Origin of the sequence: Bacillus sp. SIMBA_026, assembly GCF_046535335.1 — a bacterium.
Classification (GTDB): Bacteria; Bacillota; Bacilli; order Bacillales; family Bacillaceae; genus Bacillus; species Bacillus velezensis.
Window position 1 is genome coordinate 1,683,259 of record NZ_JAWRWX010000001.1, and the last position, 15,052, is coordinate 1,698,310.

Below are 15,052 nucleotides of genomic sequence, written 5' to 3' on the forward strand. Positions count from 1 at the left end.
TTATATCAATAGGATTGTAAACATTCAATTAAAACAAGAAAGAGAAAAGCTTCCTTTAAGGAATCATCCGCTTTTCTCTTCATCAATGCTAACGGTTCAGTTTCGAAACCCACTCATACATCGCCTGCGCCGAGTCCGTCACGGTATTTGAAAGGGTTTCCCCGGCTTTTGAAAACAAGTTGAAGGTTTCCGCCTGTTCCAGCTGTTTTTGTTTTTCTTCCAGATCTTTCGCCGTAACGGTTTGCCCCAAAATGGAAGCTTCTTTTTCCTGTCCTTCTCCGCCGCCGAGCGTAAATGCTCCTTTTAAAGAAGGGTCTTTGTATCCTTTCATATCAAGCATTCCGCTGTTTGCCTGCTGCATGCCGAACAATACGCCGAAAAACATGACAATGGCGATCAGCAGGCATTTGCCGGTAAAACGGATCATTCGAATCACCTGATTTCTATTGTTTTTTCTTCTCTCCTGATTGCGAGCTGACCTTTTCTGCATCCCAGTACAGTTCGCTGAACACATCGGCCACGGCATCCGATGCGCGCCTCAGTTCTTCAAGATTGTTATCCACGCCCCCGAATTCCAGCAGAAGCGACCGGTCGTTTAAATCTTGGTTGTATACTCCATTATCTCCCGGAGAGCCTTTTGATAAAACACCGACGCTTAAGCCGGGGTATTTTTTCTCCATGAGCTTATGAAGTTCACTTGCGAGTTTATAGTTTTCTTCAAAATTAGCGCTTTTTTTGCCGACGACGATGGCGACTCTGGCATAGCTTTTTCCTTTGATGTCGGCTGTCGTATTTTTCTTGCGGCGGGAATCCCGGTGAATGTCTATGGTATATTGCAGGTTTTTATTTTTAGTGAGCGCGCTTTTTACGACCGGCCTTGATTCGTCGTAGCTTCGCGCATAATTTAAGCCGTCTTTGTTCAGGCGGGCCTGAATGTCGGTTTTATCTACGGTCGCTCCTACACCTTGCGCTTCAAGCGCTTTTCCGAACATATCTCCGACAAGCGTGACATTGGCCTTCGAATGGCGGGCGTTATCCGGATTTGTTTCCCCCTTTAACAGAGGAAGATAGGATTCGGTATTATGAGTGTGGTAAATAAAAACGACTTTTTTGCTGCCTGTTGAATGTTTCGGCGGCGCCGTTTCTTCTTTTTTCGTTTTGTTTTCGATTTCTGCCAGGTTCACTTCTTTTTCTTTTTCCATCACCTTTGACGGCGGCGGAGATTCAGCCGGCATATTCGTATAATCCGTCCCCTGCCCCGCCAGAAGGATCTCCGTATCATATTGGGCAAATCCCGGCAGCTCACGTCCCAAGAAACTCCGCGGGTCTTCCATATTAATGCTTGTCGCCAGTTTTAAGGAAAGCCGGGACAGCTGAAAAGAGTCTTTTTCAGGAAGCTCTGAGGCGAAATAATGATTTTCCATGCCGAGGAGGTGCGCAAACGCGTCACCCGGAAGTTCTCCGGCAATTCCGTGAAGAGAATCCGAAGAAAGCCTCAGTTCAGGGCGAAGCGATGTGAGCACACCCGATAATACGAAAATAACGATAAGGCTTGTCATAAACAAAAACATGCCCTTGAGCGCATTTCCACCGTTTACTGCAACGACAATTTGACGGTTTCTGCGTTTTTTTCTCATGATTTGAATCCCTCCAGCGCTTGTCTAGTAATTACTCTATGAACAAGCTAGAGGAGGTAGAACCATTTTAATGATTATAAGAACCTTTGTTATCTTGTGACACTTTTTCATGAAGGGCGGTGTTTAACCCGTTTGCAAGCACGTTCGCCATATCATCAATAAAGGTGTCAATCTCCTTCGGCGTGACCATCAGATTATGGCCGAGCGGAGAAAGCACTTCATGAATCAGCTGGCGTTTTTCGTTTTCGTCCAGCGTGCCGACAATACCGAGAAAGGATTGGCGTTCTTTTTCTCCGGGAAGGTCTTCGTCTGTCAGCACCTTCTTTTTGCCGAAGTTCATTCCGGCGGGCACCAGAGATCTTGACGGGCTGTCATCTTTCATCTCTCTGCCGAAATGTTTTAATATATAATCCACCGTATCGCTTGCGATCGTAACCGCATCAACAACAGTCGGTACCCCGATTGCGATGACGGGAATGCCGAGCGTTTCCTTGCTTAATTCTTTTCTCTTATTGCCGACGCCTGATCCCGGGTGAATGCCCGTATCAGAAAATTGGATGGTCGTGTTCACCCTTTCAACGGCTCTTGCCGCAAGAGCGTCTACCGCGATCACAAAATCCGGCTTTGATTCTTTGATGACACCTTGAATAATATCGCTCGTTTCAATTCCCGTTAATCCCATCACACCGGGAGCAAGCGCGCTGACCGGCCTGTACCCTTCCTGCACATTTTCAGGCTGAAGCCTGAACAGATGCCTTGTCACAAGAAGGTTTTCGGTCACGAGAGGGCCGAGCGCATCCGGCGTCACATTCCAGTTGCCGAGACCGACGATCAAACAGCTTGCATCCTTTGGAATCTTTAATGCCGACAGATAGGCGGAAAATTCCTCGGCAAACACTTCCGTTACTTTTTCCTGCATGTCAGAGTCGTGTTCCCGAACCCCTTGAGCCTCGATCGTGACATAGCGTCCCTGCTTTTTCCCCGATAGCTCGGCGCCTTCTTTGGTAATATCGACGGTTCTGACTTTAATGCCGCCCTTGTCGCGTTCTTTTTCAATAAACCCGTTTATTTCTTTTTTCTGACCGGCTTGTCCGTCTTTTACCGCCTGTTTCGTTTCTACCGCTAAATCCGTCCGTATCAGAAATTGATTGACATCCAGTTCGTTGTTTTTCACAGGGAAGACCTCCTTCAATCATCGTGGTACATAGTGTGGCCATTTACAAAACGAATCATGCGAATTTACCCATCAACGAAAAATACTTTACATTTATATTGCAATCTAAAGTTCTGTTTGATAGAATACAATTTGTTCTATTGTGAAGAAGATTTAACCTTAAGACACTGTGCTACAGGTTGTATCTTAGGAGGTGAAACACATGCCAAACATTAAATCAGCGATTAAACGTACAAAAACAAACAACGAACGCCGCGCTCATAACGCGACAATCAAATCTGCTATGCGTACTGCAATCAAACAAGTTGAAGCTTCTGTTGCTAACAACGAAGCGGATAAAGCGAAAACTGCTCTTTCTGAAGCAGCGAAACGCATTGATAAAGCAGTGAAAACAGGTCTTGTACACAAAAATGCCGCAGCTCGATACAAATCTAGACTTGCGAAACAAGTGAACGGACTTTCTGCATAATACAAAAACGATCCCTTTAACGGGGATCGTTTTTTTCATTCAGTCCGGAGAAGCTCAAGGAGAAAGAGCTCCAGCAAAAGCTGCTTGTCCTTTTTCCCCGTTTTCATTTCATAATCCATCACTGCGAGTCTTTCTATAATACGCCGCAGCTCTTCTTCAGAAAAAAGCCTCGCCTGATCCATCGCCAGCTTTACCCGGAAGGGGTGGACCTTTAAGTTGGAAGCGATTTGCTTTTGGCCGTATCCTTGTCCTGCAAAATACTTTGTCTGCATAATCAGACGGAATTGGTTGGCGATCAGCGCCATAATTTTGATCGGTTCTTCGTTTTGTTTTAAAAGATCATAAAATATTTGAAGACTTTCCGTCCGTTTTCGGTTCACGATTTTGTTGATCAGCTCAAAAATATTCTGCTCCAAACTTCTTGCGACGAGCTCCCGGACATCTTCAAGCGTGATCTCATGTCTGTCACCGGTGTAGGCGGAGAGTTTTTGTATTTCCTGATATATGGAAGACAGATGGCCGTTTGCAAGCAGAACCAAATGCTCGGCAGCTTCTGTATCGATCGTTTTATTTTCGGATTTCGCCAGATTAATCGTAAAATCAGTCGTCTCCTTTGCATTCAGCTCCTTAGCTTCAATCATAAGGGCTTTTTGCTTCAGCGCTTTCGTCAGCTTTTTCCGTTCGTCCAGTTTCTCATACGGAGCCACAATCACAAAGACAGTGTAAGGTGCAGGCTCCTTCAGATAAGTCTCCAGAGCGGCTGTATTATGCTCTATTTTTTCTTTCTTTTTTTCCCCTGTTAAAAAAGACGGATTTTTTACGATGACCAGCCGCTTCTCTCCCATAAACGGAAACGTTTCCGCATCGGTTACGGCCTGGTCAAGCGGATCTTCTTCAAGATCAAAAACAGACAGGTTAAAATCCTTTGTCTCCTCATCAACGACAGCTTGTCTGATCCGGCTGACAGTCTCTTGGAGCAGATACGTTTCTTTTCCGTATAAGCAATAAACGGAGCGGACATCCCCTTTTTTCAGGGCTTTCCAAACATCAAATACCATGATCGTATGACTTCCTCTCTTTCTTGATCCCCTTCTATCCTAAATTGAGTTCGGCAAATAGTAAAGAGGAAGCTTTAAGGACAGCTTCCTCATTTATAATAAACGCCTGATTCACAAGCTCCCGGGTCTGCTTGTAAAAAGGCGATAATCACAAGAACAGAAAACGTTACCATCACTTCTAGATTTTTCAAAACAATTCCAGTATACTTAGGGAAGTCAGGAGGGATGAAATTGAATGATTTTGAAAAAAACGTTCAAAGCAAACGAAATGATGCTGTTGACTCAGCTGTCGGTTTTGTCGTGTCCTTCGGATTTTTCGCCTTTTTGTTCGTGATGGCAACAGCCATCCATCTTATCGGCTCTTAGCCGCATTCCGGGCTGCTGTCAATCGGCAGTCTTTTTTACTTCTTGCGCCCTGGTTTCTTCTATATCATATGGAGGGAAGACGGAAAACGTTCCGGCACCTTTTTTAAATCTGTATTGAATCGTTCCGCTGACATCGGTGCGAAGCACATTGACAGAGTACGCCTTCAAACGATCCAGCACTTCTTCATGCGGATGATGGTATCGATTCTCTTTTCCTGCTGAAATCAGCGCTGCTTCCGGCTGAAGCTGTTTCAAAAAGGCTTCACTCGTAGAGCTTTTGCTGCCGTGATGACCCGCCTTCAATATATCAGCCTTCAGATTCGGATACGTTTTCATCACTTCCATTTCGCCGTCCGATTCTAAATCTCCCGTCAAAAGCCAGCTCACTCCGCCTAAAACCGTCCAAAGCACCAGTGACGAATCATTTTTACTCCTTCCGTCAGACGACTCCGGAGACAGCACCTGAAACTGAAGATCACCGGCTGTAATGGTGTCGCCCCGCTTTGCTTCGGCAACGGGAATGTTGTTTTCTTTCGCCATATTTAATATGTTCTGATCCTTCGGTTCTTTTACGAATCCCACGGGGACAATTAACCGTTTGACTCTATGATTTTTGATTAACACTCCGGCTTCTCCGATGTGATCTTGATCCGCATGGGTTAAAATCAGCGCATCCAGCTTTTTCACCCCTTTTCCGTTTAAGAACGGAATCAAAACCTTCTCGCCGATAGAATACGGGTGGCGTTTTTCTTTCCATGATTCTCCGGGATAAGCAATCACTCCCCCTGTATCAACCATTACGGTCCCTTTGCGGTGCGGCGCGCTTATAAACAGTGAGTCTCCCTGCCCGATATCAAGCATATCCGCTTCTCCCCATGGACTGAAATACGGACGGCATATTAAATAAGCCAAAATCGCGCAGAAAAAAAGAGCCGATTTCCTGAGTTTTAAAAAACCTCCCTTTTCCAAAGCCGCAAAAAGCGTAAAAACGGAAACCGCAAGCAGAAGAAGGGAAACAAAGTCAGGCTTTGACACAATCATAGTAAATAAATCAACTGATGCCGCATATGTAATGAAATCATGCACAGGCTTCATCACAAGGTCGAACATATCAAACAAACATTCTCCCATCTGCCTTGAAAGTAAAAGAAGAAGGAAACCGATGACAGAAACCGGAATGACAAATAACGTATAAAATGGCACCATCACCATATTCATCGGAAAACTGACAAGTGAAATCTGCTGAAAATGGTAGAGAAGAAACGGAAGTGAGCTGAGCTCCGCAATGAATGAAGCCATCGCAAGCCCGGCAAGTCTGCTTTTCCCCGCTTTCTTTAAAATGGAGGATGACAGAATTAAAGAGGCGCTCACCGCAAAGGAAAGCTGGAAGCCCGCCTGCCAAAGGAAGTAAGGATTAAACAGCAGGAGCAGCAGATAAGACAGGGACAATGCAGCAGAGGAATGAATGCCGCGTTTAACAAGAGTTCCGGCGATATAAAATCCCAGCATGAGGGATGCGCGCAATACGGATGGGGCGGCACCGCTCAGCAGCGTATACACCGGCAAAAACAGCAACAGCAAAATTCCCGCTTTTTCTCTTGTCAGCCCGATTCTGATCAGAGCATAAAATAATCCCGCCGTAATAAGACCGACATGCATTCCGGAAATCGCCATTAAATGAACGACTCCCAAATTTTGATATGCACTCAGTATATCGTCCTCTATAGAAAATTTTTCACCTAAGGTCAGCGCTTCAACAATTCCGGCGGAAGATTCAGGCACGTGATTCCGAATGATCGAAATCAAATTTTTTCTGATGTTCAGCAGTTTAAACAGCGGCTGTTTGGATTTTTCACACTGCTGAATGGAAGTCACGGAAAATAACCAGTGAATCTGCTGAGAGTAAAGATATTCTTTATAATCAAAACCTCCGGGAACCGTCGCATGTGCAGGCTGTTCCAGAGAGCCTGTAAACGTGCAGCGCATCCCCGGTTCAAGCTGTTCAATAAGTCTCTTTTCCTCAAGTGAACGGATTTTGTACGAAGCCGCCCATTTTTCCTTGTCATGTGTACGGATAACAGCTGACATTTTCGCTCCGTCAACCTTCGGAATATTAGTGATGACGGCCTGTTCAGTATAACTGCCGGCCTGATACCGCGTTACATTCGCAGCGTCACAAACCGTATAAAGAAAGAAATAAAGACAAAAAGAAACGAGGCAGACGATAACCGGAGCATACTGCTTTGTTTTTACAATAATAAAGAGAAGAAACAGAAGAAAAAGGAGCAGAACCCAGAAGACATGAGCGGCGGCAATTCCCGCAGTTGCAGAAACCGCCGCCAGAGGCAAAAGAAGGTATTTATATTTCATTTATACGTAACTGGTAAACAGCTCATTGGCCTGTTCATGAATTTTTTTCAGTTCATCTGCCTTAACCCCCGCATCAGATAATTGCTGAATCAGACCTGCTACAAAAGACAATTTTTCACGGTTTTTCAGATCGATGATCATTTCATCAAGTTCGACCTGCTCCACCTTGACTCCGGCTTGGCTGAACAGCTCTTTTGCATAAGGCTGTGTTTTGTAATCTTCGGCATAATAAACCGTTTTGATGCCTGCCTGGATAATTGATTTACAGCATTGAATACAAGGATAATGCGTCACATAAATTTCGGCGCCCTCCGTCGGAACACCGAACTTAGAACATTGCAGAATCGCATTCATCTCTGCATGTATGGTCCGCTGGCAATGATTATCTATTAAAAGACATCCTTCATCAGCGCAATGGACGCCGCCGGCGATTGAGCCGTTGTATCCGCCGGCAATCATCCGCTTATCTCTGACTACGGTTGCCCCGACTGACAGTCTCGGGCATGTGCTTCTCAGCGCCAGCAAATGGCTTTGCGCCATAAAATATTGATTCCATGAGATTCGTTCCACAAGTGTTCCCTCCAAAAAGTCTTGTTGCTTTTCTAAGTTTACATAGATTTAAGCAGAACCGTCAATTCACTTTACCGTAATGGAAGTTTTTATCCGCTCAAATGACTTTTCTCCAAAGCCTGATACATTCATCAAATCTTCAGCAGTCTGAAACCGTCCTTTTTCTTCTCGGTAGGCGATAATCGCTTCCGCTTTTTTCTGCCCCACCCCGGAAATCGCCTGAAGTTCGTCCAGAGATGCCGTATTGATATTGACAGCTGCATTCTCCTTTTCACCCGCTGCTGTTTTCGGGCGATTCTCCTCTTCGCCTTCACTCGGAATATAAACAATCGTCCCGTCCTGCAGCTGCTCTGCTAAATTAACTTTCAATTCATCCGCCTTTTTCTTCAGGCCGCCGGCTTTTTCAATGGCTTGAGTCACTCTGTCTCCCGCTTTCATTTCATACACGCCGGGATTTCGGACCGCGCCTTTCACATCAATCATAATCTTGTCGTCTGCGGTGTCTTTTTTGTCCGCGACGGATGCTGAGGCTGTTTGGCCGAGCACGGACTGCTGTTTGACCGGCTCTTCCTTTTCAGAACGAAACAGCCAAATGCAGATAAAAACCGCCCCTGCTACAAGACAAGCGCCCAGAATTTTCAGGTTCCGCCGCAGCCGCTCCGTCATCATCGCTTTCGTCATATTGCATTGCCTCCCCGCATAAGGTTTAGAGGATTAAGGGAAAAAGGAGGGGAATTCATTGAAAATAGGCTTTATCGGCACCGGAAACATGGGAACGATCCTGATTGAATCGTTTATCGAATCAAACGCTGCCGATCCCTCACATATCACCATCACAAACAGAACAATCGAAAAAGCATTAAAACTAAAAGAACGTTTCAGCGGCATCCATGTCACCGAGGATCAGGAAAAGCTCGTACAGGAAAATGAAATAATATTCATTTGTGTAAAACCGCTGGATATATATCCTTTGCTGAAGAAACTCACACCGCATTTACGGAAAGATCACATTTTAATCTCCATTACCAGTCCCGTTCAGACGGATCAGATTGAACATACGGTTCCGTGTCAGACGGCCCGCGTCATTCCGAGCATTACGAACCGCGCCTTGGCCGGCGTCTCGCTTGTTACGTTCGGCAAAAGCTGCAGCGAGTCTGCAAAAGCGGATATTCAAACGCTGTTCACTCATATTTCAAAACCTGTGGAAATCAGCAGCGGCATTACAAGAGCGGCGTCAGACATTGTCAGCTGCGGGCCCGCTTTTATGAGTTATCTCGTTCAGCGCTTTATTGACGCGGCAGTGGAAGAAACGGACATCACCAAAGAAGAAGCCGTGATTATGTCGACGGAAATGCTTGTCGGTCTCGGAAAGCTTCTGGAAACAGGGCATTACACGCTTCCCGCCTTGCAGGAAAAAGTATGCGTAAAAGGCGGCGTCACCGGAGAAGGACTGAAGGCTCTCGAAAGCGGTGTTCAGGATATGTTCAACCGTGTCTTTCAGCGTACACATGACAAATACGATGAAGATATATCGTTAGTGAAGAAGCAATTTCACGTGTAACTGAGTATGCCATAAAGTACTTTAGCGCACCAATCGCAAAAAATGCATTTTAAAAACCATCGTTCCGTTTAAACGATGGTTTTTGGTTTGCCTGCCGTGAAGAAAAGACGTTCAGACTCTGTTGAAGGAGGCCGGTCTGTAAAATCAGCCGTCACCTTCTTCAGTTCAAATCCGGTCTCTGCAAGCATTTGTTCATATTCTTCAATGTAAAATGTTTTTTGCTCATGCGTCTCGTCATAACGGTCATAAGATTGTCCGTTCCATACGAAAAAGGACATATCATGGATGACAGAAAGCTCTTCATCGCCGGCAAAGCTTTGCCAGATATAGCTGATCTGCTCATCCTGATCCGCATGGGTGCTGTCCGGAAAAAGCTCCGTCATTTTATATGGGGAATGGACGTCAAACAGAAGCAGGCCGTCCTCCTTCAAAACTTGAAAAACACTTTTGAAGGTGCTTAAGACATCATTTTTCGTTTTTAAGTAATTTAGGGAATCACAGCAGATGACAACGGCATCAAACTGTTCTTCAAAACCGGAAAGCTCTCTCATATCCTGCTGGAGAAAAAGAATCGGCTTTCCCGTTTTTTTCTGCTGGGCACAGCTCAGCATATCTTCACTCAAATCAATCCCCGTGACTTCGCAGCCTTTTTCAGCAAGCCTGATGGATATTTCTCCGGTTCCGCAGGCAAGATCAAGCACCCTTCCCTTTTCCGGAAGAGACGCTTCGATCCAGCCCGCCCATTCATCATACGGCGCATGTGACATTAACTCGTCATATACGCCGGCGAAGCCTTGGTAAATCATGAGTTCAAGCCGAGCTCAAGCTCTGCGAGCGGCGCGTCGCCCCATAGCTTTTCAAGATTGTAGTAGCTTCTTTCATCTTTATGGAAAACGTGGACAATGACGTCGCCGAGATCAACTAAAATCCAGCGGGCCTCATCAAACCCTTCCATCTTTTTGACATCAATGCCGTTTTCTTCTGCCTGATCTTTAATTTCACGCGCAATTGCCTGAACCTGCTTATCAGAATTCCCGTGGCAGATTAAAAAGTAATCCGCTATAAGTGAGATTCCTTCCATGTCCAGCGCTAAAATATCTTCTGCACGTTTATCGTCGCATGCTTTTGCCGCGATTTTTAATACGGAAGCTTGATTCATTCTTCAAATTCCTCCTGTCAATTTTGAGACACCAGCCAATTATAGGTTGCAAACGTCTCCGGAAAGACCGGCTGGTTTTTTTTCATCAGAAATATCATTGTATTTTTCATTGCTTGTATGAGCGCTTCGTTCAGATCTGTTTCCGCCAGACGGCGCACCTCTTCCACTCCGGGAAAATGGCGGCCGGGTTCAATGTAATCCGCAACGTAAATGACTTTGTCTAAAAGGGTCATTCCCGGACGCCCTGACGTGTGATAGCGGATTGCATCCAAGATCTCAGGATCAGTGATCCCCGCTTCTTTCTCAGCCAAATACGCTCCCACAGGGGCATGCCACAGCTCGGCATTGTAATCCAAGAGCTCAGCCGGCATTTTTTCCCGCACGATGATCTGCTTCATTTCTTCTTTCGGCCGGAATTTCGCATAATCATGAAAAATAGCAGCCATTTCCGCTTTTTTCGGGTCTGCTCCGAACCGGCCTGCGAGAATAACCGCCGTATCTGTCACGCCGATTGTGTGGATGTAGCGATGCTCGGTCAGCTGTTCTTTGACGCAGGCAAGTGCTTCCTCACGATTCATATAAATCATTCTCCTCTATATACTGCCTCACTTTATCCGGCATTAAGTATTGCGTCGGCTTTTTTGCTTTGAGACGTTCTCTCAGCATCGTTGACGAAACGTCAAATTCCGGAACGTCGGCAAAAAGCAGCGGGTACGGGGTCTCAATATGATACCCCGGGCGCCGCACTCCGATAAATTGAATGAGCGTGAGCAGTTCGTCCAGTTTGTACCATTTCGGCAGATATTCAATCATATCCGCCCCGATAATAAAGAAAAGCTTGTCGTTCGGGTGCCGCTCCTTCAGTAAACGGACAGTATCATAGGTATAAGAAGGGCCTTTCCGGTCCATTTCCGCAAGCTCAAGCTTAAAGCCGGAATTCGAGCTGATGGCAAGCTTCAGCATCTCCACCCGGTGCCGGCTGTCTGTAAAGTCTTCATTCTGCTTATGCGGAGGGATTTTATTGGGCATAAACCAAATCTCATCGAGCTCCGCCTGATGAAGGACTTCATTAGCCATCAGAAGATGTCCGTTGTGCGGAGGGTCAAATGTGCCCCCGAATATTCCGATTTTCTTCATGTCAACCACCTTACGGAAGCTCGATTTGTTTATTTTCCTTTGATTCCTTATACAATACGATCGTATTTCCGATCGTCTGCACCAATTGTGAGCGGGTGCCTTTCACAAGGGCTTCTGCGACATCGTTTTTATCGTCTTCGCAGTTTTGAAGCACGCTGACTTTAATCAGCTCTCTTGCTTCTAAAGCCTCGGCAATCTGTTTCACCATGTTTTCGTTGACTCCGCCTTTTCCCACTTGAAAAATAGGCGTTAAATGATGCGCTTTTGAACGCAAAAACCGTTTTTGTTTTCCTGTTAACATTGTGTTCCTCCTAGTTTTCCTTCAACAATTGCTCTCATTAAGCCGCTGTCAGGCTCTTGTTCCGTCCACAGCTTGAAAGACAGTGCGGCCTGTTCCACAAACATGCCGACACCGTAAAGGGTTGTTAAACCTCTTTTTTCAGCTTCTTTTAAGAACGCCGTTTGAATCGGGTTGTATACGATATCACAAACGATGGCGCCCGTTTTGGCCCGTTCCAATGAGAGCGGCACGGCATCCGTTTTCGGATACATGCCGACAGATGTTGTATGAATAATGACGTCATATTGTTCAAGCTGATTTTCAGCTTCTTTTAAAGTAAGGGCGCGTTTCTGCTGAAAAGAGGGAGCAGCCGCAATCAGACTTTCTGCTTTTTCCGGCGTGCGGTTGCAAACGTCAAATTGTTTCGGCTCTCTGCGGACGATCGTCGTAAAAATCGCTCTTGCCGCTCCTCCCGCCCCAATCATAAGGATGGAGAGCTCTGATATCGGTTTGTCCAATACTTTGACTAAGGATTTATAAAACCCATCTCCGTCAGTATTATACCCGATGAGCCTGTCTCCCTCTCTTTTGACGGTATTTACGGCCCCGAGTACTTTCGCGCTTTCATGTATTTCATCCAGATGCTCCATGATCGCGACTTTATGCGGGACTGTGACGTTCACTCCGCAGATGCCAAGCGCCTTGATTCCGTTAACGGCGTCCTTGAGATGATGAGGTTCCACCTGAAACGCAAAATACTGCCCGTTGATGTTCTTATCTTGCAAAGCCGCGTTATGAATATCGGGTGACATTGAATGCCCGATCGGATTTCCGATTACTCCGTACAATTGTTTCATGCTCCCTCTCCCCTTCTCTCTATATTAATGAACGGCGGACAAATACGTGTACGCCTTTCGGAGCGTATGCCGTTATTTTTTTATCTGCTTGCTGCACCGTGACCCAGCCGAGACCGGAAAAAACGATATCCGTCTTTCCTTCTTTAATCGAAAACGTATGGGGTGTAAGCTCCGGAAATTCATCCAAATGATCTTTTCCGGGCGGGGTAAGCAGTTCTCCCGCATGCTTTTCGTATAAGGCATCAGCATTTTCAAGCTTTGTTCTGTGAATCATCAATTCATTCGGCATATAGCAGACAAACGCCGTTTTATCGCCTGATACATAGTCAAACCGGGCAAGCCCGCCGAAATAAAGCGTTTGTTTTTCATTCAGCTGAAAAGTGCGCGGCTTCAGTTCTTTTTTCGGTGTCAGCACCTTTAAGTCACGCTTGTCCACGTAATGCGCCATCTGGTGATGGTTAATGATTCCCGGCGTATCATAAAGCGCAGATCCGTCATCAAGCGGGATTTCAATCGCATCAAGCGTCGTGCCCGGAAATTGAGAGGTAGTAATAATATTCTCTTCCCCTGAGACCTCTTTAATAATCCGGTTGATAAATGTGGATTTGCCGACATTGGTACAGCCCACCACATACACATCGCGGCCTTCGCGGTAATGTTCAATGGCGTCAATGACTTCTTTCATCCCTTGTCCGCGGGAAGCGCTGATTAAAAAGACATCAAGGGGTTTTAAGCCGTATTCTTTCGCTTCGCGTTTCATCCATTGAACGAGCCGTTCCCGTTTTACGGATTTCGGCAGGATATCGGCCTTATTACCGACAAGAATGATCGGATTACCGCCGACAAAGCGGTTCAGCCCGTTTATCCAGCTTCCGTTAAAATCAAAAATATCAACGACTTTGACAATAAGAGAGTCAGTATCGCCGATTGTGTGCAAGATATTTAAAAAGTCATCATCCGTTAATGAAACATCTTGAATTTCATTGTAATTTTTCAGTCTGAAGCAGCGCTGGCAGATGACATTCTCCTTTGTGAGAGATGCCTTTGGCGCGTATCCGAGACCTTGTTTATCCTCGGTTTGGATCGTTACTCCGCAGCCGATGCAAACAACCTTTTCCATTTCTAATCCTCCCACTGAATATGGCCTTTACGTTTCAAAGAACTCAATATTCTCCGTTCAATCCGGCGGTTAAAGCGCGTCATGACTCCGTCAGAGGAAGCGACAGGCACGACGAGGATCGTATGATACCCGTTTCTGTTTCCGCCGAGAACATCAGTAAGCAGCTGATCGCCGATGACCACACAGTCTTCTTTTTTCAGATCCATGCTGCTGACGGCTCTTTTAAAGGCGCGCCCCATCGGTTTTCTTGCCTTATAAATAAACGGTATGCCAAGCGGCTCCGAGAATAATTTCACTCTTCGTTCATTATTATTGGAGACGATCGTGACTTTAATGCCGTGCTCCTTCATTTCTTCAAACCACTCGATTAATCGAGGTGTCGCACTCGGTCTGTCCCACTCCACAAGCGTGTTGTCAAGGTCTGTAATAATCCCTTTCACATTGCGTTCTTTGAGCTTTTCCGGTGTGATATGAAATATATTTTTCACAAATTCGTCAGGTAAAAAAAACTTTTTTAACAAAACCCGCACCCTTCCTTTTCTTTCTATCATCTATATGTCGAAACCTGTCAGATTTAAAAACAAAGTCGGACACAGTAAAAAAATTTCGACAAAAATTGGGTTTCTTCACCAGTTGTGGATAAAATTACACACATTATCCACTCTTATTACATCCGGATTTATCCAGATTATAAACAAGATACTAACAAGTTATCCACGTACGAGTGTGGATAACAGAACGATTGTTCTTATTTGTATTTCATGGTAGATTAAAGATAACCTCACCATGATTGAAACGCAACCTTCCATCATATGCTTGCGTCTGATGATTGATTACAATTGTAAGGAGGTGCCACTCCCATTAATTGGGTCCCCGGCATGAGAAAGCTTTCTGATGAATTACTAATAGAATCTTATTTCAAAGCCAATGAAATGAATTTGAGCCGTGAATTTATCGAGTTAATTGAAAACGAAATCAAAAGAAGATCGCTCGGACACATTATTTCCGTTTCTTCTTAAACAGAAAAAAATTCCCGGGCGAATTTCCTTTTTTTACTCAGATGACTGATATTATATCACTTCGGTTATGCGCATTACTACCACTTTCAACAAAAAACACCCCTAAAATAGAGGTGTTTAAGAGGACGGCTGCTATATATTGAACCAATACAGACCGCCCAGGACGAGAATGACGACGAGCAGCACAACAAAAAATGCGTACCAGTACCCCGCATTCACCCGAGGAGGCGGGCATACAGGATGTTGCGGAGGGAAACCGCGGTTCATAGCAATCG

Annotated in this window: 19 protein-coding genes and 2 pseudogenes; 4 read left to right on the top strand and 17 right to left on the bottom strand. The window is 45.4% G+C overall.

Annotated features, from left to right (window positions below; all coding sequences use genetic code 11):
• Nucleotides 1-88: 88 nt before the first annotated feature.
• From SB847_RS08040 to gpr, 3 genes are all read right to left on the bottom strand, one after another.
• On the bottom strand, nucleotides 89-427 hold the full coding sequence (locus SB847_RS08040) for a YqxA family protein (protein WP_007408270.1): 339 nt from the start codon (nucleotides 425-427) through the stop codon (nucleotides 89-91).
• A 16-nt stretch (nucleotides 428-443) separates the two neighbouring features.
• Nucleotides 444-1,637, bottom strand: coding sequence for a stage II sporulation protein P (spoIIP, locus tag SB847_RS08045; protein ID WP_063094721.1), 1,194 nt, complete (start codon nucleotides 1,635-1,637; stop codon nucleotides 444-446).
• A 67-nt stretch (nucleotides 1,638-1,704) separates the two neighbouring features.
• Entirely contained in the window at nucleotides 1,705-2,811 is a 1,107-nt protein-coding gene (gpr, locus tag SB847_RS08050) for a GPR endopeptidase (RefSeq protein WP_007408268.1), read from the bottom strand.
• A gap of 202 nt (nucleotides 2,812-3,013) precedes the next feature.
• On the opposite strand from gpr, the gene rpsT reads away from it, so the two are divergent.
• On the top strand, nucleotides 3,014-3,280 hold the full coding sequence (gene rpsT / locus SB847_RS08055) for a 30S ribosomal protein S20 (protein ID WP_003152876.1): 267 nt from the start codon (nucleotides 3,014-3,016) through the stop codon (nucleotides 3,278-3,280).
• A 16-nt stretch (nucleotides 3,281-3,296) separates the two neighbouring features.
• Here the strand turns inward: rpsT and holA are convergent.
• A pseudogene (gene holA / locus SB847_RS08060) lies at nucleotides 3,297-4,338 on the bottom strand (DNA polymerase III subunit delta).
• A 39-nt stretch (nucleotides 4,339-4,377) separates the two neighbouring features.
• Nucleotides 4,378-4,529: pseudogene (locus SB847_RS08065) on the bottom strand (hypothetical protein).
• A gap of 40 nt (nucleotides 4,530-4,569) precedes the next feature.
• On the opposite strand from SB847_RS08065, the gene SB847_RS08070 reads away from it, so the two are divergent.
• Nucleotides 4,570-4,704, top strand: coding sequence for a YqzM family protein (locus SB847_RS08070; RefSeq protein WP_003152870.1), 135 nt, complete (start codon nucleotides 4,570-4,572; stop codon nucleotides 4,702-4,704).
• Nucleotides 4,705-4,722: 18 nt separating this feature from the next.
• On the opposite strand, the gene SB847_RS08075 is transcribed toward SB847_RS08070, so the two are convergent.
• The 3 genes from SB847_RS08075 to SB847_RS08085 form a co-directional block, all read right to left on the bottom strand.
• Nucleotides 4,723-7,074 (bottom strand): DNA internalization-related competence protein ComEC/Rec2, encoded by a 2,352-nt coding sequence (locus SB847_RS08075; RefSeq protein WP_410561456.1) that lies wholly within the window; start codon nucleotides 7,072-7,074, stop codon nucleotides 4,723-4,725.
• Nucleotides 7,075-7,644, bottom strand: a complete 570-nt coding sequence (locus tag SB847_RS08080; RefSeq protein ID WP_003152868.1) for a ComE operon protein 2 — start codon at nucleotides 7,642-7,644, stop codon at nucleotides 7,075-7,077.
• A gap of 66 nt (nucleotides 7,645-7,710) precedes the next feature.
• On the bottom strand, nucleotides 7,711-8,325 hold the full coding sequence (locus SB847_RS08085; protein ID WP_007612692.1) for a helix-hairpin-helix domain-containing protein: 615 nt from the start codon (nucleotides 8,323-8,325) through the stop codon (nucleotides 7,711-7,713).
• A gap of 58 nt (nucleotides 8,326-8,383) precedes the next feature.
• On the opposite strand from SB847_RS08085, the gene comER reads away from it, so the two are divergent.
• Nucleotides 8,384-9,205 carry a late competence protein ComER gene (gene comER, locus SB847_RS08090; RefSeq protein ID WP_012118027.1) on the top strand — a complete coding sequence of 274 codons (822 nt, stop codon included), beginning with the start codon at nucleotides 8,384-8,386 and terminating at the stop codon, nucleotides 9,203-9,205.
• A 68-nt stretch (nucleotides 9,206-9,273) separates the two neighbouring features.
• Here the strand turns inward: comER and SB847_RS08095 are convergent, their stop codons facing one another.
• Genes SB847_RS08095 through SB847_RS08130 form a run of 8 tightly spaced genes read right to left on the bottom strand, consistent with a single transcriptional unit; the run spans nucleotide 9,274 to nucleotide 14,279 of the window.
• Nucleotides 9,274-10,011, bottom strand: coding sequence for a class I SAM-dependent DNA methyltransferase (locus SB847_RS08095; protein WP_032873951.1), 738 nt, complete (start codon nucleotides 10,009-10,011; stop codon nucleotides 9,274-9,276).
• The gene (gene rsfS, locus SB847_RS08100) at nucleotides 10,008-10,364 is read right to left on the bottom strand and encodes a ribosome silencing factor (RefSeq protein ID WP_007408260.1); all 357 of its coding nucleotides are present in this window, start codon (nucleotides 10,362-10,364) and stop codon (nucleotides 10,008-10,010) included. Before rsfS ends, SB847_RS08095 begins: the two co-directional genes overlap by 4 nt.
• A 17-nt stretch (nucleotides 10,365-10,381) precedes the next feature.
• Nucleotides 10,382-10,942: a bis(5'-nucleosyl)-tetraphosphatase (symmetrical) YqeK gene (yqeK, locus tag SB847_RS08105; RefSeq protein WP_014418422.1), complete on the bottom strand. Its 561-nt coding sequence runs from the start codon at nucleotides 10,940-10,942 to the stop codon at nucleotides 10,382-10,384.
• A complete protein-coding gene (locus SB847_RS08110; RefSeq protein WP_007408258.1) occupies nucleotides 10,932-11,501 on the bottom strand; it encodes a nicotinate-nucleotide adenylyltransferase in 570 nt (189 codons plus the stop codon). Before SB847_RS08110 ends, yqeK begins: the two co-directional genes overlap by 11 nt.
• 10 nt (nucleotides 11,502-11,511) lie before the next feature.
• Nucleotides 11,512-11,802 (bottom strand): ribosome assembly RNA-binding protein YhbY, encoded by a 291-nt coding sequence (yhbY, locus tag SB847_RS08115; protein ID WP_007408257.1) that lies wholly within the window; start codon nucleotides 11,800-11,802, stop codon nucleotides 11,512-11,514.
• On the bottom strand, nucleotides 11,796-12,638 hold the full coding sequence (gene aroE, locus SB847_RS08120; protein ID WP_410561451.1) for a shikimate dehydrogenase: 843 nt from the start codon (nucleotides 12,636-12,638) through the stop codon (nucleotides 11,796-11,798). Before aroE ends, yhbY begins: the two co-directional genes overlap by 7 nt.
• Before the next feature lie 19 nt (nucleotides 12,639-12,657).
• Complete coding sequence (yqeH, locus tag SB847_RS08125; RefSeq protein WP_033574151.1) at nucleotides 12,658-13,758, bottom strand: ribosome biogenesis GTPase YqeH; 1,101 nt, start codon at nucleotides 13,756-13,758, stop codon at nucleotides 12,658-12,660.
• A 2-nt stretch (nucleotides 13,759-13,760) separates the two neighbouring features.
• Complete coding sequence (locus SB847_RS08130; RefSeq protein WP_007408254.1) at nucleotides 13,761-14,279, bottom strand: YqeG family HAD IIIA-type phosphatase; 519 nt, start codon at nucleotides 14,277-14,279, stop codon at nucleotides 13,761-13,763.
• Nucleotides 14,280-14,636: 357 nt separating this feature from the next.
• Here SB847_RS08130 and sda point away from each other — a divergent pair, with 357 nt between their 5' ends.
• On the top strand, nucleotides 14,637-14,777 hold the full coding sequence (sda, locus tag SB847_RS08135; RefSeq protein WP_003152850.1) for a sporulation histidine kinase inhibitor Sda: 141 nt from the start codon (nucleotides 14,637-14,639) through the stop codon (nucleotides 14,775-14,777).
• 132 nt (nucleotides 14,778-14,909) lie between these two features.
• On the opposite strand, the gene SB847_RS08140 is transcribed toward sda, so the two are convergent.
• The gene (locus SB847_RS08140) at nucleotides 14,910-15,044 is read right to left on the bottom strand and encodes a hypothetical protein (protein ID WP_254894354.1); all 135 of its coding nucleotides are present in this window, start codon (nucleotides 15,042-15,044) and stop codon (nucleotides 14,910-14,912) included.
• Nucleotides 15,045-15,052 lie beyond the last annotated feature (8 nt).